The organism is Pseudarthrobacter sp. H2 (assembly GCF_050157045.1).
Classification (GTDB): Bacteria; Actinomycetota; Actinomycetes; order Actinomycetales; family Micrococcaceae; genus Arthrobacter.
Genome location: NZ_CP189594.1, coordinates 189,084 through 208,978 on the forward strand (window position 1 = coordinate 189,084; position 19,895 = coordinate 208,978).

The 19,895-nt window shown below is 68.4% G+C and carries 17 protein-coding genes; 13 read left to right on the top strand and 4 right to left on the bottom strand.

Features of this window, described 5'->3' with window-relative positions; all coding sequences use genetic code 11:
• Positions 1-33 precede the first annotated feature (33 nt).
• From ACQCSZ_RS00920 to ACQCSZ_RS00950, 7 genes are all read left to right on the top strand, one after another.
• A complete protein-coding gene (locus tag ACQCSZ_RS00920) occupies positions 34-1,692 on the top strand; it encodes a DUF7059 domain-containing protein (RefSeq protein WP_427006282.1) in 1,659 nt (552 codons plus the stop codon).
• A 115-nt stretch (positions 1,693-1,807) separates the two neighbouring features.
• Complete coding sequence (locus ACQCSZ_RS00925; RefSeq protein WP_427006283.1) at positions 1,808-2,446, top strand: ArsR/SmtB family transcription factor; 639 nt, start codon at positions 1,808-1,810, stop codon at positions 2,444-2,446.
• Positions 2,447-2,606: 160 nt separating this feature from the next.
• The gene (gene topA, locus ACQCSZ_RS00930) at positions 2,607-5,345 is read left to right on the top strand and encodes a type I DNA topoisomerase (protein ID WP_427006284.1); all 2,739 of its coding nucleotides are present in this window, start codon (positions 2,607-2,609) and stop codon (positions 5,343-5,345) included.
• Between the two features lie 132 nt (positions 5,346-5,477).
• Positions 5,478-6,002 carry an SseB family protein gene (locus ACQCSZ_RS00935; RefSeq protein ID WP_427006285.1) on the top strand — a complete coding sequence of 175 codons (525 nt, stop codon included), beginning with the start codon at positions 5,478-5,480 and terminating at the stop codon, positions 6,000-6,002.
• A 153-nt stretch (positions 6,003-6,155) separates the two neighbouring features.
• Positions 6,156-7,247 carry a Ppx/GppA phosphatase family protein gene (locus ACQCSZ_RS00940; protein ID WP_427006286.1) on the top strand — a complete coding sequence of 364 codons (1,092 nt, stop codon included), beginning with the start codon at positions 6,156-6,158 and terminating at the stop codon, positions 7,245-7,247.
• Between the two features lie 126 nt (positions 7,248-7,373).
• On the top strand, positions 7,374-7,715 hold the full coding sequence (locus tag ACQCSZ_RS00945; RefSeq protein WP_427006287.1) for a YciI family protein: 342 nt from the start codon (positions 7,374-7,376) through the stop codon (positions 7,713-7,715).
• Between the two features lie 12 nt (positions 7,716-7,727).
• Complete coding sequence (locus tag ACQCSZ_RS00950) at positions 7,728-9,149, top strand: RNA polymerase sigma factor (protein ID WP_427006288.1); 1,422 nt, start codon at positions 7,728-7,730, stop codon at positions 9,147-9,149.
• A 594-nt stretch (positions 9,150-9,743) separates the two neighbouring features.
• On the opposite strand, the gene ACQCSZ_RS00955 is transcribed toward ACQCSZ_RS00950, so the two are convergent.
• Both ACQCSZ_RS00955 and ACQCSZ_RS00960 read right to left on the bottom strand, forming a co-directional pair.
• Complete coding sequence (locus tag ACQCSZ_RS00955) at positions 9,744-10,037, bottom strand: putative quinol monooxygenase (RefSeq protein WP_427006289.1); 294 nt, start codon at positions 10,035-10,037, stop codon at positions 9,744-9,746.
• A 47-nt stretch (positions 10,038-10,084) separates the two neighbouring features.
• Positions 10,085-11,107 carry a LacI family DNA-binding transcriptional regulator gene (locus tag ACQCSZ_RS00960; protein ID WP_427008458.1) on the bottom strand — a complete coding sequence of 341 codons (1,023 nt, stop codon included), beginning with the start codon at positions 11,105-11,107 and terminating at the stop codon, positions 10,085-10,087.
• A 166-nt stretch (positions 11,108-11,273) separates the two neighbouring features.
• Between ACQCSZ_RS00960 and ACQCSZ_RS00965 the strand changes: the two genes are divergently transcribed.
• The 5 genes from ACQCSZ_RS00965 to proC all read left to right on the top strand — a co-directional run bounded on the left by ACQCSZ_RS00965 (position 11,274) and on the right by proC (position 16,328).
• Positions 11,274-12,392 (top strand): substrate-binding domain-containing protein, encoded by a 1,119-nt coding sequence (locus ACQCSZ_RS00965; RefSeq protein WP_427006290.1) that lies wholly within the window; start codon positions 11,274-11,276, stop codon positions 12,390-12,392.
• 112 nt (positions 12,393-12,504) lie between these two features.
• On the top strand, positions 12,505-13,551 hold the full coding sequence (locus tag ACQCSZ_RS00970; RefSeq protein ID WP_427006291.1) for an ABC transporter permease: 1,047 nt from the start codon (positions 12,505-12,507) through the stop codon (positions 13,549-13,551).
• Positions 13,548-14,342, top strand: coding sequence for an ATP-binding cassette domain-containing protein (locus tag ACQCSZ_RS00975; RefSeq protein WP_427006292.1), 795 nt, complete (start codon positions 13,548-13,550; stop codon positions 14,340-14,342). The genes ACQCSZ_RS00970 and ACQCSZ_RS00975 overlap by 4 nt, the downstream gene beginning before the upstream one ends.
• Positions 14,343-14,456: 114 nt before the next feature.
• A complete protein-coding gene (locus tag ACQCSZ_RS00980) occupies positions 14,457-15,413 on the top strand; it encodes a carbohydrate kinase family protein (RefSeq protein ID WP_427006293.1) in 957 nt (318 codons plus the stop codon).
• Positions 15,414-15,494: 81 nt separating this feature from the next.
• Positions 15,495-16,328: a pyrroline-5-carboxylate reductase gene (gene proC / locus ACQCSZ_RS00985; RefSeq protein ID WP_427006294.1), complete on the top strand. Its 834-nt coding sequence runs from the start codon at positions 15,495-15,497 to the stop codon at positions 16,326-16,328.
• Between the two features lie 101 nt (positions 16,329-16,429).
• On the opposite strand, the gene ACQCSZ_RS00990 is transcribed toward proC, so the two are convergent.
• Together ACQCSZ_RS00990 and ACQCSZ_RS00995 are read right to left on the bottom strand one after the other, a co-directional pair.
• Positions 16,430-17,068, bottom strand: a complete 639-nt coding sequence (locus ACQCSZ_RS00990) for a potassium channel family protein (protein ID WP_205760051.1) — start codon at positions 17,066-17,068, stop codon at positions 16,430-16,432.
• Between the two features lie 40 nt (positions 17,069-17,108).
• A complete protein-coding gene (locus ACQCSZ_RS00995) occupies positions 17,109-18,542 on the bottom strand; it encodes a TrkH family potassium uptake protein (protein ID WP_427006295.1) in 1,434 nt (477 codons plus the stop codon).
• A gap of 101 nt (positions 18,543-18,643) precedes the next feature.
• Between ACQCSZ_RS00995 and ACQCSZ_RS01000 the strand changes: the two genes are divergently transcribed.
• Positions 18,644-19,867, top strand: a complete 1,224-nt coding sequence (locus ACQCSZ_RS01000; protein WP_427006296.1) for an acetoin utilization protein AcuC — start codon at positions 18,644-18,646, stop codon at positions 19,865-19,867.
• The last annotated feature ends 28 nt before the right edge of the window (positions 19,868-19,895 follow it).

Sequence of the window (19,895 nt, forward strand, 5' to 3'; positions counted from 1 at the left end):
CTGGTACAACCCGGCGGCGACTAAACTTGTCCGGTGACTCCCTCAACGCATTTCACGGCCGGCAACACCCCTGACGCTCCGCGCAGCGACCTTCCCGGGCTGCTCGGCACGCTGGCCACGGACCTGAACGCCATCGGCTACACCGTCGAGGGCGTCGCGGGCCTGCTCGGTGCGGCCGCGCACTCCGCCCTGGGCCGGGACCAGCTCATCCCCGCGCTGGCCGTCACGGAGGCCGCCGCCAGTGGTGAGCGGACGACGGCGGCGCTCGCCGCCGTCGTCCGCCTTTGGCTGCTCGCCGAGCCGCAGCAGGCGGTGACGCTCGACGCCGCCCTGCCCGGCATCCGCACGGACGGCCTGCTGGAACTGGGCCTCGTGGAGCGGTCGGCGGACGGCCTGGTCCAGGCGAAGGTGGACCTGCGGCCGTACGGGTGGGACGGCGAAACCGCAGCAGATACAGCCGCAACGGATACCGCCGCAGCGGATACCGGCGGGGCGGACCTGTGGGTGGCCAGCGATCTCGCCGCCCACCAGCGCCCCGGCGTCCTGCGCCACGACCACGTGCTCGGGATCGGGCAGGCGTCCGCCACCCTCGTGCAGGTCACCGCCCGCCGGCATGTGGCCCGGGCCCTGGACCTCGGCACCGGGTGCGGCATCCAGTCCTTCCACCTGCTGCACCACGCCGAACACGTGACGGCCACGGACATCTCGGAGCGCGCGCTGGCCTTCACCCGCTTCAACCTCCTGCTCAACGCCGCCGCGCTGGGGCTGGACCCGGCCGACCTCGGGGCCAGGGTGAGCCTGCGGCTGGGCTCGATGCTTGAGCCGGTGGCGGGGGAGGAGTTCGAGCTCGTCGTCTCCAACCCGCCGTTCGTCATCACGCCGCGCAGCGCCGGCGAGGCGGCCGCGGACCAGTTCACCTACCGCGACGGCGGGCTCCCCGGGGACGAGATCGTCGCCTCCCTGGTGGGGGCCCTGCCCTCCGTCCTCGCGCCGGGCGGCACGGCCCAGCTCCTGGGCAACTGGGAAATCCCGGCGGGGACGCCCTGGGCTGAACGGCCGCGAAGCTGGGCCGGTCCGGACGTGGACGTGTGGTTCATCCAGCGCGAGCAGGTGGGACCGGAGCAGTACGCCGAGACCTGGCTGCAGGACGCCTCGGAATCCCGTGACCGCCGGCTCTACCAGGACTCCTACGCCGCGTACCTGGACGACTTCGCCTCCCGCAGGGTCGAGGGCATCGGCTTCGGGATGATCTGGCTGCGGCGCCCGGCGGAAGGCTCCGGCGTGGTGATCACCCGCTTCGAGGAGATCACCTACCCGATCGAGCAGCCCGCCGGCCCGCACCTGGGCGCCGCCGTCGAACGCGCCGACTGGCTGGCCGCCCACGATCTAGCGGCCGCGCATCTGCTGGTCGCCGAGGACGTCACCGAGGAGCGGCACCAGCGCCCCGGGGCCGAGCACCCCGGCGTCATCCTGCTGCGCCAGGGCGCCGGGCTGCGCCGCACCAACCTGCTCAGCACCGAACTGGCCGGCTTCGTGTCGGCGTGCGACGGCGAGCTGTCCGTCGGGCAGATCATCGGCGCCCTGGAGGCGCTGCTCGGCGGCGGCGAAGACTTCGACGCCGGGGCCTTCCGCGCCGGGCTCCTGGGCGACGTGGGGAACCTGGTCCGCGACGGCTTCCTGCTGCCCGCCTGACGGCCCTCGGCCCCGCTGCCCGTGGCAGGCCGCGGGCCTGCTGCCGGCCCGCGGGGGCGGGTCAAGGTGTCAAACATTCCTTTCAGAGCCTGGCGTGGCTCGGTAGAATGATGGGGTGGATGCAGAAACCCCGACGGCGGAGCCCCGGGTTCCAGCGGCCGCCAAAGGAGGGCCGCGCCCGGAGAAGAAAGTGGAAATCACGGACCCGAAGGCGATCCGGGCGCTGGCCCACGCCGCCCGGCTTGAGGTCATTTCCGAGCTGTTTTCCACCCAGGTGAGCCGGACCGCCACCGAACTCGCAGCGCAGACCGGGCTCACCCCCAGCGCCATGAGCTACCACCTGAGGGTGCTGCAGAAATGGGGCATCGTGGTGCCGGCCGCCACCGCCGGGGACGCCCGCGAACGGCGCTGGAAAGCCGCGGGCACCGACTTCAGCATCAACTCGGGCGGGGGAGTGGCAAGCCCGGAATTCGCGGTCCTCGATCTGGAACTCCATGCCTTCCGCCGCCGCGTGGACGCCTACGCCAGGACCCGCGATGAGCGGCGCCGGCGCGGTGAGCCGGCCGACTCCTCCTCCGTCGTGCTGGCCAGCAATCTGCTGTACCTCACGCCGGCCCAGCGGGCCGAGCTGACGGAGAAACTTTTCGCGCTGCTGCGGGACTACGAGCTGGAAGACCCCGGCCACGTGCCCGGGGGCGCCCAACGCATGGCGACGATGTGGTCGATGATTCCGGATGACCGCGGCACCGCCTGAAGCGACCCCTCGGGACCCGGAAATGGCCTGCTTCGGGACGTCCGGGCGGCACGGCCGGAACGGCGGTTTTTTCACCCGAATGCGCGGGATCCCGCAAAATATGGTGAACTAGGCGGGTATGGGCGCATCTGCCCGAGCAACCTTTTTCTGTAGGAGCACCGTGCCAAGCAAGGCCAAAACCGGCAAGAAACTCGTGATCGTAGAGTCTCCCGCCAAGAGCAAGACCATCGCCAAGTACCTCGGCGAGGGCTTCATCGTCGAGGCCTCCATCGGTCACATCCGGGACCTCCCGCAGCCCTCGGAGCTCCCCGCGGAACTGAAGAAGACCTCGGTCGGCAAGTTCGCCGTCGACATTGAAAACGACTTCAAGCCCTATTACGTGGTGTCCTCGGACAAGAAGAAGAAGGTCGCCGAGCTCAAGGCCCAGCTCAAGGATGCCGACGCCCTCTATCTCGCAACCGATGGGGACCGTGAGGGCGAGGCCATCGCGTGGCACCTGCTGGAGGTCCTCAAGCCCAAGGTCCCGGTCTACCGGATGACCTTCGGCGAAATCACCAAGGAAGCCATCCACCGCGCCATGGACAACCTGCGCGACGTGGACCAGGACCTGGTCGACGCGCAGGAAACCCGCCGCGTGCTGGACCGCCTCTACGGCTACGAGATCTCCCCGGTGCTGTGGCGCAAGGTGGCCCGCGGTCTGTCCGCCGGCCGCGTGCAGTCCGTCGTGACCCGCATGGTGGTGGACCGCGAGCGTGAGCGCATGGCGTTCAAGGCCGCCTCCTACTGGGACCTGACCGGCCAGTTCGGCGCCGGTTCGGCGTCGTTCAAGGCGAAACTGGCCGCGGTGGACGGCACCAAGGTGGCCAGCGGCCGCGACTTCAACGACAACGGCGAGCTCACCTCCCGCAACGTCGTGCACCTGCACGAGGAGCTCGCCACGACGCTCGCGGCAGGGCTGCAGGACGCTGATTTCCGGGTCCGCTCGGTTGAGACGAAGCCGTACACCCGCCGCCCGACAGCGCCGTTCACCACCTCCACGCTGCAGCAGGAGGCAGGCCGCAAGCTGCGGTTCAGCTCCAAGAGCACCATGCAGGTGGCCCAGCGCCTCTACGAAAACGGCTACATCACGTACATGCGTACGGACTCCTCCGCGCTGAGCAACGAAGCCATCACCGCCGCACGCCGGCAGGCCTCCGAGCTGTATGGTCCCGAGTACATTCCGGCGTCGCCGCGGGTCTACAGCGGCAAGGCCGCCAACGCGCAGGAAGCCCACGAGGCCATCCGCCCTGCCGGTGACTCCTTCCGCACCCCGGCCCAGGTGGCCAAGCAGCTCTCCGGCGACGAATTCCGGCTCTACGAGCTGATCTGGAAGCGCACCGTCGCCTCGCAGATGGCCGACGCCAAGGGCTCCACCGCGACGATCCGCCTCGGCGCGGTCGCTGTGGGCGGCGCGGCGGCCGGCCGCGACGCCGAATTCTCGGCCTCCGGCACCGTCATCACCTTCCCCGGCTTCCTGGCCGCCTACGAAGAGGGCAAGGACGAAAGCCGCGGCGACGACGAGTCCGAGGAAGCACGCCGCCTCCCGAACGTCGCCAAGGACGACGCGCTGACCGCCTCGGAAATCATCGCCGTCGGGCATGAGACGTCCCCGCCGCCGCGCTTCACCGAAGCCTCGCTGACAGCGGAACTCGAAAAGAAGGGCATCGGCCGCCCGTCGACCTATGCCTCCACCATTTCCACGATCCAGGACCGCGGCTACGTCCGCAAGCAGGGCTCCGCGCTGGTCCCCAGCTGGATCGCGTTCTCCGTGGTCCGGCTGCTGGAGCAGCATTTCAAGGACTATGTGGACTACGAGTTCACGGCGGACATGGAAGCGGACCTGGACAAGATCGCCAACGGCCAGGCGGCAGGGCCCACCTGGCTGAAGCACTTCTATTTCGGCGAGGATGCCTCGTCCGGCCTGCTGAGCATCGTGAACAACCTGGGCGAGATCGACGCCCGCGAGATCAACTCCATTCCGATCACGGACGGCATCACGCTGCGTGTCGGGAAGTTCGGCCCGTACCTGGAGAGCTCCGTCGCCGTAGTGGATCCGGAGACCGGCGAGGTAATCGAATCCGCCCGGGCGAACGTCCCCGAGGACCTGGCGCCGGATGAACTGACGCCCGCCAAGGCGATCGAGCTGATGGAGACCGCGGCGCCGGAAGAGCGTCTGCTGGGCGCGGACCCGCACACCGGGCATACGGTGGTGGCCAAGAACGGCCGCTACGGCGCCTACGTCACGGAGATCATCCCGGAGCCCACGGCCGAGCAGCTGGCCAACGCCCCGGTGGAGTACTACAAGAACGGCAAGCCCAAGCCGCCGAAGAAGCCCGTCAAGGCCAAGCCGCGCACCGGGTCCCTGTTCGCCTCGATGAGCGTGGAAACGATCACCCTGGACGAGGCCCTGCAGCTGATGAGCCTGCCCCGGGTCCTCGGCCAGGACGGCGACGGCAACCCCATCACCGTGCAGAACGGCCGGTTCGGCCCGTACCTGAAGAAGGGTACGGATTCCCGGTCCATCGGCTCGGAAGAGGAAATCTTCACCATCACGCTGGAACAGGCGCTGGAGATCTACTCCCAGCCCAAGCAGCGCGGGGCCCGTGCCGCGGTGCCGCCGCTGGCCGAATTCGGTCCGGACCCGGTCTCGGAGAAGAACATCGTGGTGAAGGAAGGCCGCTTCGGCCCGTACATCACCGACGGCGTCACCAACATCACCGTGCCGCGCACCACTGCCCTGGAGGAGCTGACCCGCGAACAGGCCGTCGAACTGCTCGCCGAGAAACGCGCCAGGGGCCCGGTCAAGCGGACGACGACGGCCCGCAAGGCTCCCGCCCGCAAGGCTGCCGCCAAGAAGTAGGGGTGGGCCCAAGTCGCCGCTCACCGAAGTCGCCGGAAACGTGCCGACGTCGCCGGAACTTTCCGGCGACGTCGCCAGCGGTCCGGCGATTTCGCGTTTGCGGACCCGGGCCGGACATGATCGAGTAGGAACATGACTGAAAAGCCCGCGCCCAAGGACCTCCAGCCGCTGAACGAACTCGAAGAGAAGCTTGCCCGGGGCGAGCAGCCGGATGCGAACCCGGTGGACGTCATCCTCGCGTTCCTCAACAACGAGGTCTACTTAGCGACCCCGGATGTTCTCGAAGGTCCCGACTCCCAGGTTGAGCCGCTCGTGCTCGCCAACTCCTCGGGCCAGCCGGTCCTGGCCGTGTTCTCGCACCCGAGCCGCGTCGCCGAGCAGTATCTGGCGGCCGCCCCCAACGTGCTGGGCACCCAGGGATCCGCGATCATCGGCAATCTCGGGGACGAGCTCGGCATGGTCATCAACCCCGGTGCCGCCTTCGGATTCGAAATCGATCCGGAGGGCGTGGCCAATATCCGCCGCGACTTCCATCCCGCCAAAGAGCCGGGCGAAGACGCCGCCGAAGAGCCCGCCGAAGAGCCCGCCGAAGATCCCGCCGGAGAGCCGGGCCTGGAGCCGGGCCGGGCGTCCGGGGACGACGGCGACCGCCCCTGAGGCGCGCCGGCCCGGCCGCCAGCGGAACTGGGCCGTCGCGGCCGCCAGCCGAACTGGGCCGCCGCGGCCGCCAGCGGAGCTGGGCCGCCCCCAGCTGGGCCGGCCCGCGGTCGCAGTTAGGCCAGCCGCTGCCCCGAGGGGAATAATGGCAGGATGCGTCTTGGCGTCCTCGACATCGGTTCCAATACCGTCCACCTCCTGCTGGTCGACGCCCATCCGGGTGCGCGCCCGGTGCCGTTCGCCTCGCACAAACGCCCGCTGTCCCTGGTGCAGTTCCTCGACGGGGACGGCAACATCAATGAGGCCGGCCAGCATGAGCTGACCGAATTCGTCCTCGAGGCCTGGGAATTCGCGGCCAGGCACAAGGCCGACGACCTCCTTGCCTTCTGTACCTCGGCCATCCGTGAGGCCACCAACGGTCCGGCAGTGCTGGCCCGGGTGTTGCATGAAACCACGGTCACGCTCCGGGAGCTCGCCGGCAGCGAAGAGGCGGCGATGACGTTCTTCGCCGTCCGGCGCTGGTACGGCTGGGGCGCAGGGCCCGTCCTGGCCCTCGACATCGGCGGCGGCTCCTTCGAGATGGCCTTCGGACAGGACGAACTCCCCGAGCTCGCCCTGTCCGTCCCGCTCGGCGCCAGCCGGCTCACCCGCGACTGGCTGCCGGAGGATCCGCCCTCGGCCAGGAGCGTGAAGGAACTGCGCCGGTACATCCGCGCCACGCTCAAGCCCGCCGTGCGCAGTTTCGAGAAGCTGGGCCGGGCCAACCGCGTCGCAGGTACGTCCAAGACCTTCCGCTCGCTCGCCCGGATTGCCGGGGCAGCACCCAGCGCCGCCGGCCCGTACGTCAAGCGGGAACTGTTCGCCACCGACCTGGGGCTGTGGACGCAACGCATTTCGGCCATGGAGATCGAGGACCGGCTGCACCTTCCCGGTGTCTCCGAGGCCCGTGCCCCCCAGCTGCTGGCGGGAGCCCTGGTGGCGGAGGCCGCGCTGGAAATGTTCGAGTTCCCCAGCCTGGAGATCTGCCCCTGGGCGCTGCGCGAGGGCCTGATCCTCCGCCGGCTGGATCACCTGGTCTTCGACGGGTCCCTGGAACGGGCGACCCACATCGGCCAGGCTCCGCCGCCGGAACTGCAGTCACCCGCGAGCCTCCCGCCGGGCGGCGGCCCGCCGCAGATAACCCCGCCGGGGACAACATCCCCGGAACTCCCGTCCCCGGAGCCCCAGTCAGCCCCGCAGCGATGACCGGCGCCTCCGCCTGGCAGGGGAGCACGACGCATCTGCCCAGCGGTGTCGATCCGGAGGCGTTCCATTCGTGTAGAAGGTGAGAGGCCGGCACCGGGCCGGCCGCATCCCGAGGAGGAACCCAGAATGGCGCAGTACCTGCTCAGCATCTACCAGCCGGTCGGCCCCGCCCCCGCGCCGGAAGTCCTGGAACCGATCATGCGTGACCTCGAGGCCCTCAACCGCGAAATGAAGGCCGCCGGGGCTTGGGTGTTCGCGGCCGGGCTGCATCCCACGGACTCCGCCACCGTGGTGCGGCAGCAGGGCAGCGAGGTCCTGATCACTGACGGCCCCTTCGCGGAGGCGAAAGAGCACCTCGGCGGGTTCACCGTCATCGAGGCGGCGGACCTCGACGCCGCGCTCGGCTGGGCCGGCAAGCTCGCGCGCGCCACCACGCTCCCCGTCGAAGTGCGCCCCGTCCAGCATTAGGGGCCGGGAAGAATGGTCGGGGCCACCGCGCCCGCGGAGCCGGAGCCGGCTCCGGAACACCCGCCGGAGCCGGAGCAGGAGCCGGAACACCCGCCGGCCCCGCCTCCGGAACACCCGCCGGAGCGGGAGCCGCCGGCTCCGCCGCCGCTACCGGAGGACGCCGGGATCGCCCGCATCTTCCGGCAGGAGTACGGCCGCGCCGTGGCCGTCCTGACCCGTATCCTCGGCGACATCGGCCTCGCCGAGGACGCCGTCCAGGACGCCTTTACCGCCGCGGTCCAGCGCTGGCCTGCCGCGGGCACGCCGCCCAGCCCGGCCGGATGGATCATCACCACGGCCAGGAACCGGGCCATCGACCGGCTGCGCCGCGAGGCCGGCAGGGAGGACAGGCACGCCCAGGCGGCGATGCTGCAGGCGGCCGGTGCCGGGGCCGCGGCGGCCACGCCGGAGGAACTGCTCCTTGACGAACTTTCCGGGGAGGGCACCGTGGACGACGACAGGCTGCGGCTGATGTTCACCTGCTGCCACCCCGCCCTGGCCCCCAACGCCCAGGTCGCACTCACGCTCCGGCTCCTCGGCGGACTCACGACGGCGGAGATTGCCCGCGCCTTCCTGGTGCCGGAAGCGACCATGGCCCAGCGGCTGGTCCGGGCCAAGGCGAAAATCCGCGACGCGAGGATCCCTTACCGCGTGCCGCACGGAGCGGAGCTCCCGGCACGGCTGCAGCCGGTGCTCGCCGTCGTGTATCTCATCTTCAACGAGGGCTACAGCCCCGGCTCCGGCGCCGGCCCGGTGCGCGGGGATCTTTGCCGGGAGGCGATCCGGCTGGGGCGGCTGCTGGCCGCCCTGATGCCGGACGAACCCGAGGTGCAGGGCCTGCTGGCGCTGATGCTGCTGGTCGAGTCCCGGCGCGCCGCACGGCTGGACCCGGCACGCCGGGACGGCGACGGCGGCGTGGTGCTGTTGGCGGACCAGGACCGGCGGCTGTGGGACCGCGGCCTCATCGCCGAAGGGCAGGAGCTGGTGCGCCGGTGCCTCCGGCGGAACCGGCCAGGACCGTACCAGCTGCAGGCTGCGATCAACGCGGTCCACAGCGATGCCCCTGCCGCCGCCGCGACGGACTGGCGGCAGATCCTGCGGCTGTACGATCAGCTCCTGGATGCCGCCCCGGGCCCCGTGGTGGCCCTGAACCGGGCGGTGGCCGTGGCCGAGATCGACGGGCCGGAACGCGGCCTCCATCTCATCGAGGGGCTGGGGCTGGAACGCTACTACCTCCTTCATGCCGTCCGGGCCGACTTCCTGGTACGGCTGGGCTGGCCGGAGGAAGCGGCCGCCGCCTACCGGACAGCCCTGGATCTTGCCGGAAATGCCGCTGAGCGGGCGTTCCTGGAAAGCAGGCTGCGGGGGCTGAAGGCATGGGATCAGGAGGTCTGAGCGCGGAGGATTTGCTTTGAGCGTCCGGGATTTAAATGAGTCAGCGCCGGGCGGCTCCGCAGCAGGAATTGGGGGAACTCCTGCTGCAACCACCCGGCGCCGCGCCGGTCCGGGAGGACCGGCTATCATCACTCGCACCCTGTTGAGGCACTTCCCAAGCTAGACCCCGAACTTGGGCATACGGGGAGTTTTTCCTGTGTATGGGCTGGCAACGGCCGGCGTTCCGGGCCGCAGGGTGCGTCGGGGCTTTCGGTGCGCCCCGCGCCCGCGGAAGTGCCCGCGCCGGCGCCCGCGGAAGTGCCCGCGCCGGCACTTTAAACGGGGAAGGCACCGGCGGCCGCTGCGGGAAAATGGGGGAAACCCGCCGCGGACCACCGGTGCCGGGCAGACATCCGCATGTCTGCCGTATCACTCGCACCCTCAATGAGGTACTTCTAAAATTAGTCCCGGAGTTTGTGATCAAGCTGCAGGGACCATGGGAACTGGCTGTGAACGGCCGCGTGGACGTTAGCTGGGAATCGACGCTTTCCAGTAGTTGGGCCGGCGGCCGGAGGACCGCCCGACATCCGGCCCCCGAGGTTCTCCGTGCCGGGCTCAGCCAACCGGCCGGAGCCAGGTCAGGGCCGAGCCGTCCCCTTCGATGTGGCCGGCAAGTTCGGCGTTGAAGGTCCGGCCGTAGTCCGCGGTGATGTGTTCCTGGAACGCGTCCTCGTCACGGTAGACCTCGAACACGAAGTACTCACGCGGATTGGTGTCGCGTGTGTAGGGCAGGAACAGTTCGTTGCCCGGTTCGCTGCGCACGAGGCGCGTGAGTTCGCGCATCATCTCGGCGACCCTGGTTTCGCTGCCGGGTTTGACGGTGAATTCCGCGTAAAGCGTTTTGGTCATGGCTGATGCCTCCTTGGTGTTGGGTGCGGGCTTCGTGAATCGGACGGTCAGGAGAAAGCGCCGCGCGGCGGCTGGTCCGACGGCGGGAGCTCGCCGGAGCCCCTCGGGATCAGTTCCGAGGGGACAACGTAGGTCTGCGGAGCCGTCCTGTCGCCGTCGATCCTGGCCAGAAGCCGCTCGGCGGCAAGTTTGCCGATGCGTTCCGGGTGCTGGGCGATCACGGTGATGCCTGGGTCCATCATGTCGGACAGGGAGAAGTCGTCAAATCCGACCAGCGCAGTGGTCCTGTTCAGCCCTCGATCCTTCAGTGCGCGCATGGCGCCGAAGGTGACGAGGTTCTGGCTGGAAAAGACCGCAGTGGGGGGATCATCGGAGCCGAGCAGCGCGTGTGCCGCGCGGCAGGCCGATTCCTCGTCGTGCAGGCCTTCGAGGATGGGAATGGTGGAGGTGGCGATGCCGGCCCGGCCGAGTTCTTCCGTGAATCCCCTGCGGCGTTCCCTGGCGGTCTGGATATCGGTTCGGTCCCCCAGGTAGGCGAGTTTCCGGTGGCCATGGCTGATCAGATGCGCCGCCGCCCGGGCTGCACCGGCGGCGTTGTCCGTCACGACGGCGTCCGCTTCGATGCCCACCGGTTCGCGGTCGATAAAGACCATGGGCAGATCCCTCGAATGCTCCGGAATGACGTAGGCCTGGCTCTTGGCGATGGGAGTCAGGACCAGGCCGTCGACGCGGCGTCGAAGAAACGCGGCGACCAGGGTCTTCTCCCGCTCCGGATCGTCATCGAGGCTGGCCGCGAACACGGCTATTCCGCGGGCGGCCAGCGCGTCTTCGATGGCCCGGTGTACCTCGCCGCTGAACGGGTTGGCCACACTGGGCAGCAGCAGGCCGATGGACAGCGTCCTGCGTCCGGTGCGCCTCAGGCTGCCAGCCGCTATGTCCAGTTGATAGTTCAACTGCTCCGTGGCCTTCAGGACGCGGAGCCGGGTGGCCTCTGTGACGCCCGCCTCATCGTTCATTACCCGGGAAACGGTCTTGGTCCCCACGCCGGCCAGGGCGGCCACGTCGCGCATGGTGGGGCGGTTGTTACCGGGTTCGGCCCGGTAACGATTCGACATCGTTGTCAAAGAACTTCTCCTTAAGTCTGATCACCGCTTGACTCGGCTGTGTGATCCTGCTTACATGCTACATGACATCGTTGTCAGGCACAGGGTGTGCCACACGAAAACAGGAGATTCAATGTTGAGTTCCAAAACCCCGCGGTCCAAGGCCACTCGCCTCCTCGCCGCCGGTGCGGTCCTGACACTTGCCGGGCTGGGCCTGACTGCCTGCGGCGGAACTTCCGCCCCGGCAGCGACAGGAACCCCTTCCGCCGCGGAGAAGGTCGGTGTTTCGCTCATCGTCAAGACCACCACGAACCCGTTCTTCGTGTCGATGCAGGACGGTGCCAAGAAGGCCGCGGAAGCGGACGGAGTGGATCTGAAGCTGGCCGCCGGCAAGGCCGACGGCGACGAGGACACCCAGATCCAGGCGATCGAGAACGCCATCTCAAAGGGGGACAAGGGGATTCTCATCACCCCCAACGGCCCCTCGGTTGTCGACGCACTGAAGAAGGCCAAGGACGCCGGTCTGTTCGTCATCGCGCTGGACACCCCGCCGGATCCGGCCGACGCCGCGGACATCACGTTCGCGACGGATAACTTCGCCGCCGGCGAACTGATCGGCAAGTGGACCGCCGCACAGCTGGACGGGAAGAAAGCCACTATCGCCCTGCTGGACCTCTTCGATGACAAGGTCGTTTCCGTCGACTACAACCGCGACCAGGGCTTTCTGACCGGCCTGGGCATCGACACGGCAGACAAGAAGAAGAACGGCGACGAAGCCAAGACCGGCAAGTACACCGGCGGTAAGGGCGGCGACTACGAAATCGTCGGCAGCCAGGCTACGCAGGGCGCCGAAGACGGAGGCCGCACGGCCATGGAGACGCTGCTGTCTAAAAACCCGGCCGTGAATGTCGTTTACACGATCAACGAGCCCGCAGCGGCAGGAGCCTTCGAGGCCCTGAAATCCGCCGGCAAGGAGAAAGACGTCCTGGTCGTGTCTGTTGACGGCGGCTGCTCCGGCGTCAACAGCGTCAAGTCAGGCATCATCGGCGCAACCGCCCAGCAGTACCCGGTCAAGATGGCAGAGCTGGGAGTGAAGGCCATCGTTGAACTCGCGAAGACCGGCAAGAAGCCGGCCAACTCCGAAGGACTGGACTTCTACAACACCGGCGTCGAGCTCGTGACGGACAAGGCTGCCACCGGTGTGAAGAGCATCGGCACCGCGGATGCAGCCAAGATCTGCTGGGGCAAGTAGCCCGCACCCGCCTTCTGGTCCGGGGCGGTGCGTGGCGTCAGGCACGCCCGCCCCGGCACCATCCCCTTAGCAAACGCAAAAAGCAACCGAACATGGAAGTTCAGGAGCAATCGTGACCCAGCAACAAACGGCCGGTCCGCCCGGTACCCGGCATCCGGATCTGGCCGAGGAATTCCTCGACCGCCAGACGCCCCTCAGCCGCATCCGCAACGTCCTCCACCGCTACCCGGCGGTCAGCCCGGCCATCGTCCTGCTGGTCGCCGTGATCGTGTTCGGGCTTCTCAACGACAGATTCCTGCGCGTCGAAAACCTCTCACTGATCACCCAGCAGGTCGCCGTCGTCGGAACCCTGGCCATCGCCCAGACCCTCATCATCCTCACCGCAGGGATCGACCTTTCGGTCGGCGCCGTGATGATTCTGTCCTCCATGGTGGTCGCACAGCTGGCCGTGAGCAACGGCGTCCCCGCCCCGCTCGCACTGCTGGCAGGGCTCGTTGTCGGCCTCGCCGCAGGGGCACTGAACGGATTCCTCGTCACCCGGCTCAAGCTTCCCCCGTTCATCGTCACCCTCGGCACCCTGAACATCTTCATCGCACTGACGCTCCTGTACTCCAACGGCGCCACTGTCCGCGGCTCGAGCATGCCAGGGCTGCTCACCTGGACCGGAAGCACGTTCCCCGTCGGTCCGGTCCGGATCTCCATCGGCGTCGTACTGATGCTGCTGGTCTACATCGCCGTCGCGTTCATCCTGGGCAAGACGGCCTGGGGACGCCACGTCTACGCCGTCGGCGACGACAAGGAAGCAGCCCGCCTCGCCGGAATCGCCGTCAACAAGGTCCTGATGAGCGTGTATCTGGCCGCCGGAGCCGTCCTGGCCATCGGCGCCTGGATCCAGATCGGACGCACCAACGCCGCCAGCCCCAACGCCGGCGTTGACCTGAACCTTGACTCCATCACCGCCGTCGTGATCGGCGGCACCAGCCTCTTCGGCGGCCGCGGCTCCGTCTGGGGCACCCTGCTCGGCGCGCTGATCGTCGGCGTTTTCCGAAACGGTCTCTCCCTGGCCGGCCTGGACATCCTGTACCAGACCCTCGCAGTGGGCGTTCTCATCATTCTCGCTGTGTCCATCGACCAGTGGATCCGAAAGGTCAAGTCATGACCGCCACAGACACTTCCTCCGCCACCCCCGAAACACGGCAGCCGATTCTCCGGGCACGGAACCTCGTCAAAACGTTCGGGCGCGTCGTCGGTCTGGACGGCGTCAGCCTGGACCTCTACCCGGGCGAGGTGCTTGCCATCATCGGTGACAACGGGGCAGGAAAGTCCACGCTGATCAAATGCCTCACCGGAGCGGAAATCCCGGACTCCGGAGAACTGACCGTCTCCGGCCAGCCGGTCCACTTCAAGCGTCCCCAGGATGCCCGCATTCACGGCATCGAAACTGTCTACCAGAACCTGGCCGTCTCGCCGGCCCTCGATGTCGCATCCAATTTGTTCCTGGGCCGGGAAGAACGGCTGCCGGGCCCGCTTGGCAAGATCTTCCGCGTCCTCGACACCAAGGGCATGCGGAAGAAGGCCAAGGACGAACTGGCACGCCTGGGCATTTCCACGCTGCAGGACGTCACCGTACCGGTGGAAAACCTCTCCGGCGGCCAGCGCCAGGCAGTGGCGGTGGCCCGGGCGGCCGCGTTCGGCTCCAAAGTGGTGGTTTTGGATGAGCCGACGGCGGCACTGGGTGTGCGCGAATCCAACCAGGTCCTGCAACTCGTCCGCGACCTGCGTGACCGGGGGCTCCCGGTGATCCTGATCAGCCACAACATGCCGCACGTCTTCGACGTCGCCGACCGCATCCACATCCAGCGGCTGGGCAAATGCGCGGCCACCATCACGCCGCAGTCGCACAGCATGACCGACGCCGTCGCCATCATGACAGGCGCCGCCACGGCCTAGAGTCCCGCTGCACCCGTTGGATTGCATCCCTTACTCCGTCCGCGGACCTGACAACCGGTCCGCGGACGGACCCGTCTGCGGCCGGGACCGGCACAACCCCAGGAAAGACAGGAAATGAACAACACCGAACCCGCGAGTTCCGCACCGGATATCTTCGACGCCATCGTCGTCGGCGAAGCGCTCATCGACATCGTCACCTCGCCCGACGGCACCAGCGAACACCCCGGAGGATCACCGGCCAACGTCGCCTACGGCCTCGGGCGGCTCGGCGTCAGCACCGGACTGCTGACAGCCATCGGCGACGACGAGCGCGGCGCCGAGATCGAGGCTCACCTGCGTGCCGGGGGAGTGGTGCTCCTGCCGGGTTCCCGTTCCCTGGCCCGCACGGCGTCAGCCACCGCGTGCCTGGCCGCAGACGGCTCCGCCAGCTACGAATTCGACATTGACTGGAAACTTCCTCCTGTCACCCCCGCCCATATACCCAGGGTGCTCCACACCGGGTCAATCGCCACCTTCCTCGCGCCGGGGGCCGGCGCCGTCAAATCACTCCTGGAACAATCCCACCGCTCCTGCCTCGTCACCTACGACCCCAACATCAGGCCCGCCCTGCTTGGCAGTCATGCGCAGGCCCAAGGCATCTTCGAGGACCTCGTTCCACTCACCGACGTCGTCAAACTCAGCGACGAGGACGCCCTGTGGCTGTACCCCGGGAAGACCCTCGAAGACACCGCCGCGCACATCCTTGGCCTGGGCGCCGGTCTGGCCGTCATCACCCAGGGCCCGGAAGGGTCCCTCCTGGCCACCGCCGCAGCACAGCTGAGCGTCCCGGCGGTGAAATCCGAGGTCGCGGACACCATCGGAGCGGGCGACTCCTACATGGCGGCGCTGATTCTCGGGCTGCTTACACGGACCGGCGAGGGACTCGGCCCCGAGGTTTTGGATCGGCTGGGCCGGACAGCCTCTTTGGCCGCAGCGATCACGGTCCGCCGGCCCGGAGCGAATCCCCCGAACTTGGAGGAACTCCGGGCACACCTGCCGGCATACGTGCCCGGGCACCTCGCACACGCCTGAAACCACGGCCTGCCGCGGGCGGGTGCCGACGCAGCGTGGCCCGGACTGCAACAACCTGCACGGAACTGCCATGATGGAGCAATGAGTAACCGAATCGCATTCCTGGGCTGTGGGTCAATGAACGAGGCAATCCTTGCCGGGCTGATCGAAGGCGGCACCGATCCGGCGGACATCGTGGCCACCGTCCGCCGCGCCGAACGGGCCGCCGAGCTTGCCGAGCGGCACCACGGCATCACGGCAATCGCCGGCGACGAAGAGCCCGACAACAACAAGGACGCCGCCACCGGCTCCGGCGTCGTGATCCTCGGCGTCAAGCCGGTGGGCATCGCGGACCTGGCGCGCGAGATCAGCGGTTCGCTCTCCCCGGGCACGATCGTCATCAGCGTCGCCGCGGCCGTGTCCCTCGCGCAGCTTGAAGGAGCGCTTCCGGCCGGCCAGCCGGTGATCCGCACGATGCCCAACACCCCGGCGCGCCTCGGCCGCGGCGTCGTCTCCGTCTCACCCGGCACCCACTGCTCCGCGGCGCAGCTGCAGTCGGCCAAGGACATCCTCTCCGCCGTGGGCACCGTCGTCGAGGTCCCCGAAGTCCAGGTTGACGCGCTCTCCGCGATCAGCGGCTCGGGCCCCGCGTACGCCTTCTACCTGGCCGAGGCGATGGCGGCAGCCGGCGTCGAACTGGGGCTGGATCCGGACCTGGCGATGCTGCTGGCCCGCGAAACCGTCGCGGGGGCCGGGATGATGCTGACGGAACCCGGCGCCGATCCCGCCGCGCTGCGCAAGGCGGTCACCAGCCCGAACGGAACCACCGAACGGGCCATCGCCACCTTTGACGAGCGCGGCCTCCCGGCGATCATCGCCGACGGCGCCCGCGCCGCGGCGGCCCGGGCGGCGGAGATCACGCAGCAGCTGGCCTAGCAGCAGCACTCCCGGCAGCAGCCCACCCCTCAGAAGCGCGAACGTACACTTCAGGCCCCGAATCCCGCGGATTCAGGGCCTGAAGTGTACGTTCGCGCTGGCTAGGGCCGTGCGGCGAACCGCTCCAGCAGGTCCACGTGGCCGGACACGATGAGCATGTCCCGTGCGGAGACCTTGGTCTCGGGCCGGGCATAGGTGAAGTCCTCGCCGGGGGACTTCACGCCCACAATCGTGACGCCGTACTTGGAGCGGACCTTGGATTCCTCCAGGGTGAAGCCCACGGTCTCCCGCGGCGGGTACATTTTCACGATCGCGAAGTCGTCGTCGAACTCGATGAAGTCCAGCATCCGCCCGGACACGAGGTGCGCGGCGCGGACCCCGGCGTCGGCCTCCGGATAGATCACATGGTTGGCGCCGATCCGGGTCAGGATCTTGCCGTGCGAGGGTGTGATGGCCTTGACCCAGAGGTGCTCGATCCCGAGGTCCACGAGGTTCACCGTGATCAGCACCGAGGATTCGATCGAGGTGCCTACGCCGCAGACGGCGGAGCTGAACTCCTGCGCGCCGAGCTGGCGGAGGGCATCGATGTTGGTGGCGTCCGCCTCCACGACATGGGTCAGGACGGACGCCCACTTCTGCACCAGGCTCCGGTCCCGTTCGATGGCGAGCACTTCGCGGCCCTGCTTGACCAGTTGTTCGGCGGTGGACGCGCCAAAGCGGCCCAGCCCGATCACCAGCACGGGGGCATTGTGGGCGGGCCGGTTGACGGCGCCTGAGGAACTAGCCAATGATGGGTCTCTCTTCCGGGTAGTGGTACAGCTGGCTGCGCTGGCGCAGGGCCAGGGCGGCGGCAAGGGTGACGGTCCCGACGCGCCCGGCGAACATCAGGACGGCGAGGACATAGACCCCCGACGGCGGCAGTTCGGCGCTGAGGTTGGTGCTGAGGCCCACCGTGGCGAAGGCGGAAATGGTTTCAAAGAGGACCCGGTCCAGCGACGCCCCGCTGATCTGCAGGAGCAGGAAGGCCGAGACGGAGACGAGCGTGGCGCCGGCGACGATCACCGAGATGGCCACCCGCATAGTCCCCTCGGGGATGGTGCGCCCGTAGATCTTCACATCGGAGTCGCCGCGGGCCTCGGCCGCGATCGCGAGGAACATCACGGCGATCGTGGTCACCTTGATGCCGCCGGCCGTGGACGCCGAGCCGCCGCCGGCAAACATGAGCGCGTCGGAGAGCAACATGGTGGTGGAATCCATCTGGTTCTGGTCCACGAGATTGAAGCCGCCGGAGCGGGTCATCACGGAGGCGAAGAGCGAGTGGATGATCTTGTCGCCGACGCTCATGGTGCCGATGGTCCGGGTGTTCTCCCACTCCATCAGCCCCCAGAGCACGGTTCCGGCGGCGAGGAGGATGAGGGAGACCTGGATGGTCAGCTTGGTGTGGAGGTTCCATTTCTTCCAGTTCAGCCCGTTTTGCTGCAGCACCATGACCACGGGGAAGCCCAGGCTGCCGAGGAAAACACCGAGCATCAGCGGGATCAGGATCCACAGGTCCGTCTCGTACGGGACGATGCCGTCCGAATGGGGTGTGAAACCGGCGTTGTTGAACGCCGAAATCGCGTAGAAGATGCCGTGCCACACGGACTGGCCGAAGCTTTCCCCCAGTGACAGGAACCGGGGGACCAGGGCCGCGGCCAGGGCGGCCTCGATGACAACGGAGGTGACGATCACGATCCGCAGCAGGGTACCCACCTCGCCCAGCCGCCCGGAGCTGTTCATGGCCTCCTGCGCGATCAGCTTGCCGCGGACTCCGAGTTTCTTGCTGACCATCAGGGCCAGCAGCGATGCCAGGGTCAGGGTGCCCAGGCCGCCCACGAAGATGCCGATCAGGATGACGAGCTGGCCGAAGGAGGACCAGTGCACGGCGGTGGAGACCACCGTGAGGCCCGTGACGCAGACGGCCGACACCGCGGTGAAGAGCGCCTGGTGCAGCGGCGTCGCCTCACCCGTGGCGGAGGACACCGGCAGCGAGAGGAGGGCGGTGAAGATCAGGATCACCACGGCGAACGTCGTCAGCGCAAGGCGGGCCGGCGTCGTATTGGCGATGTTGTCGATGAAGTCGCGCAGGCGTGTGAAGATCCACAGGCCCTCGCGCTCCGGCCTGCCGGGCTGCCAGCTGGCCGGGCTCGTGGACCTCAACTGGCTTTGCGTCATGTGTGGCTTTTCCTCGGTTGAAACTGCTTCCTTCAGTAGTAAACCACTAATCACCGCCCGGTGACGGGGAGCGTCCGCCACGCTCGGGTAGCCTGTGACTGATGACATTCCTGCCCGGACCCGCTGCGACCGCATTGCCAACGATGGTGGTGTGGGATCCGGCCATGACCGCCTACGACTTCGGCCACTCGCACCCGATGGCACCGGAGCGCATGGAACTCACGGCGCGGCTGGCCCGGAGCCTGGGCCTGCTGGACCTGGACCACGTCACGGTGGCGGCCCCCGGGGTGGCCAGCGACGCCGAGCTGTGCACGGTCCACAGCCCCGAGTTCGTGGCCGCCGTGCGGCGCGTCAGCCTGGACCCCGGCAGCACGGATCCGGCACGGGGCCTGGGTACGGAGGACGACCCGGCCTTTGCCGGCATGCACGAGGCCAGCGCGCGGCTGGCCGGCGGTTCCCTGCTCGCTGCTGCCGCGATCCTGGAGGGCAGCGCGGTCCGCGCGGTCAACTTCGGCGGGGGCCTGCACCATGCGGACCGCGACCGGGCCAGCGGTTTCTGCATCTACAACGACGTTGCCCTGGCGATCCAGAAACTGCTCGACGGCGGCGTGCAGCGGGTGGTGTATGTCGACGTCGACGCCCACCACGGGGACGGCACGCAGAACATTTTCTGGGACGATCCGCGGGTCCTGACGATTTCGCTGCACGAGACGGGCCTGACCCTTTTCCCCGGCACCGGGTTCGCCAATGAGATCGGCGGCCCGAACGCGCGGGGCACCGCGGTGAACGTGGCCCTTCCGGCCCGGACCGGGGATGCCGGCTGGCTCCGGGCCTTCCACGCCGTGGTGCCGCAGCTCGTCGGCGCTTTCGAGGCGGAGGTCATCGTCAGCCAGCACGGCTGCGATTCCCACACCCTGGATCCGCTCTCGCACCTGAACATCAGCGTGGACGGCCAGCGCGAGGCCGCCACCGCGATCGGCAACCTGGCCGCGCGGTACTGCGACAACCGCTGGATCGCCACAGGCGGCGGCGGGTACAACGTCATCACCGTGGTCCCGCGCTCGTGGACCCACCTGATCGGGATCGCGGCCGGACGGCCCGTCCCGCTCCGCACCCCGGTCCCCGAAGACTGGCGGACGTACGTTAAGGAGCACTACGGGCCCAAGTACGGGGTCGAGGCCCCGCGCTTCATGGGTGACGACGTCGACCTGTGGTGGCGTTCCTGGGAAGTGGGCTTCGACCCCAACGACGAGGTGGACCGCACCGTGATGGCCACCCGCAAGGAAGTGTTCCCCCTCTACGGGCTGGACCCCTGGTTCGACTGACCCGGCTGCGCTGACCCGGCGGAACGGG

Bases quoted from the DNA above. Each gene is read 5' to 3' on its own strand.
- ACQCSZ_RS00935 (WP_427006285.1), top strand. From the start codon at position 5,478: ATGACTGAAAAGCCCGCGCCCAAGGACCTCCAGCCGCTGAACGAACTC.
- ACQCSZ_RS00940 (WP_427006286.1), top strand. From the start codon at position 6,156: ATGCGTCTTGGCGTCCTCGACATCGGTTCCAATACCGTCCACCTCCTG.
- ACQCSZ_RS00945 (WP_427006287.1), top strand. From the start codon at position 7,374: ATGGCGCAGTACCTGCTCAGCATCTACCAGCCGGTCGGCCCCGCCCCC.
- ACQCSZ_RS00950 (WP_427006288.1), top strand. From the start codon at position 7,728: ATGGTCGGGGCCACCGCGCCCGCGGAGCCGGAGCCGGCTCCGGAACAC.
- ACQCSZ_RS00955 (WP_427006289.1), bottom strand. From the start codon at position 10,037: ATGACCAAAACGCTTTACGCGGAATTCACCGTCAAACCCGGCAGCGAA.
- ACQCSZ_RS00960 (WP_427008458.1), bottom strand. From the start codon at position 11,107: ATGCGCGACGTGGCCGCCCTGGCCGGCGTGGGGACCAAGACCGTTTCC.
- ACQCSZ_RS00965 (WP_427006290.1), top strand. From the start codon at position 11,274: ATGTTGAGTTCCAAAACCCCGCGGTCCAAGGCCACTCGCCTCCTCGCC.
- ACQCSZ_RS00975 (WP_427006292.1), top strand. From the start codon at position 13,548: ATGACCGCCACAGACACTTCCTCCGCCACCCCCGAAACACGGCAGCCG.
- ACQCSZ_RS00980 (WP_427006293.1), top strand. From the start codon at position 14,457: ATGAACAACACCGAACCCGCGAGTTCCGCACCGGATATCTTCGACGCC.
- proC (WP_427006294.1), top strand. From the start codon at position 15,495: ATGAGTAACCGAATCGCATTCCTGGGCTGTGGGTCAATGAACGAGGCA.
- ACQCSZ_RS00995 (WP_427006295.1), bottom strand. From the start codon at position 18,542: ATGACGCAAAGCCAGTTGAGGTCCACGAGCCCGGCCAGCTGGCAGCCC.
- ACQCSZ_RS01000 (WP_427006296.1), top strand. From the start codon at position 18,644: ATGACATTCCTGCCCGGACCCGCTGCGACCGCATTGCCAACGATGGTG.